Source organism: Streptomyces sp. NPDC060205, assembly GCF_042728395.1.
In the GTDB taxonomy this organism is placed as follows: domain Bacteria; phylum Actinomycetota; class Actinomycetes; order Streptomycetales; family Streptomycetaceae; genus Streptomyces.
In genome coordinates, this window is sequence record NZ_JBHWZP010000642.1 from 1 (window position 1) to 1,312 (window position 1,312).

The 1,312-nt window shown below is 75.2% G+C and carries 1 protein-coding gene; it reads right to left on the reverse strand.

Features of this window, described 5'->3' with window-relative positions:
• Positions 1-50: 50 nt before the first annotated feature.
• Positions 51-1,106: a LacI family DNA-binding transcriptional regulator gene (locus tag ACFWGJ_RS43715; RefSeq protein WP_387334553.1), complete on the reverse strand. Its 1,056-nt coding sequence runs from the start codon at positions 1,104-1,106 to the stop codon at positions 51-53.
• Positions 1,107-1,312: the final 206 nt, after the last annotated feature.

Genomic DNA, 1,312 nt, shown 5'->3' on the forward strand with positions numbered 1-1,312 from the left:
GACCGCGGAAGCGGTCCGGCCCTCTGGCGTTCGCCTCCCCGCGTGCGGGGTCACGACGAGTGCCGTGCCACCAGCTCCGTGGGAAGCACCAGCTGCCGTCGCTCAAGGCCGCGGGAGACCGCCGGGCGGCGGTCCGCGATCTCGTCCATCAGCAGGCCGAGCATCGCGCGGCCCATGTCCTCGATCGGCTGGCGCACACTCGTCAGCGGCGGGTCCATGTGGCGGGCGATCGCCGAGTCGTCGTAGCCGACGAGGGCCACGTCGTCGGGTATGCGGCGCCCCCTCTCGCGCAGGACCTGCCGGGCGCCGGCCGCCATCACGTCCGAGCCGGCGAAGACCGCGTCCAGGGTCGGGCAGACGGCGAGCAGTTCCGTCATCGCGCGACGGCCGCCCTCCTCGGTGAAGTCCCCCGGCACGATGAGGCGTTCGTCGACCTCGTGGCCCGCGTCGCGCAGCGCCGCGCGGTAGCCGTCGACGCGGCGCTGGGCACCGAAGACGTCGAGGCGTCCGGCCAGGTGGGCTATGGTGCGCCGGCCCTGGGCCAGGAGGTGCTCGACGGCGAACCGGCCGCCGCCGAAGTTGTCCGAGTCCACGGACGGCAGCGGTTCGTCCGCCGACCTGCGGCCGCTGATCACGGCCGGGATCTCCAGCTGGGCCAGCAGGTCGGGCAGCGGGTCGTCCGCGTGGACCGAGACCAGCAGGACACCGTCCACGCGGTGCGCCGCGAGGTACTGGGCCAGCCGGGCCCGCTCCCGGTCGCTGCCCGCGAAGATCAGCAGCAGCTGCATCTCGGTGTCGGAGAGGGCCGCGCCCACGCCCCGCAGCATGTCGGAGAAGTACGGCTCGGCGAAGAAGCGGGTCTCGGGCTCGGGGACGACCAGGGCGATCGCGTCGGTGCGGTTGGCCGCGAGGGCCCGGGCCGCCGTGTTCGGCACGTACCCCAGTTCCGCGACCGCCGCCTCGACGGCCGCCCGGGTGGCGTCGCTGACGCGCGGGGAGCCGTTGATCACGCGGGAGACCGTGCCGCGGCCCACTCCGGCGCGCGCGGCGACCTCTTCGAGGGTCGGCCGCCCGCCGCTCCGGCTCCGCGCTCCGTGGACTGCCATGGTCCGCCTCCCGTCCGACACGGCCGACACCGTGTCTGGCCTGGAATCTAACAGCCGCGATCGGGGCTGGTCCCCCGTGCGGGGTTCGGCTGAGGGTCCGGTGAGGGCGGGTCGCGCAGTTCCCCGCGCCCCTCGGGGCGGGCTTCGCCCCGCCCTCGGATGCGGGGGCGCAGCCCCGCTTTCAGGGGCGCGGGGAACTGCGCGAC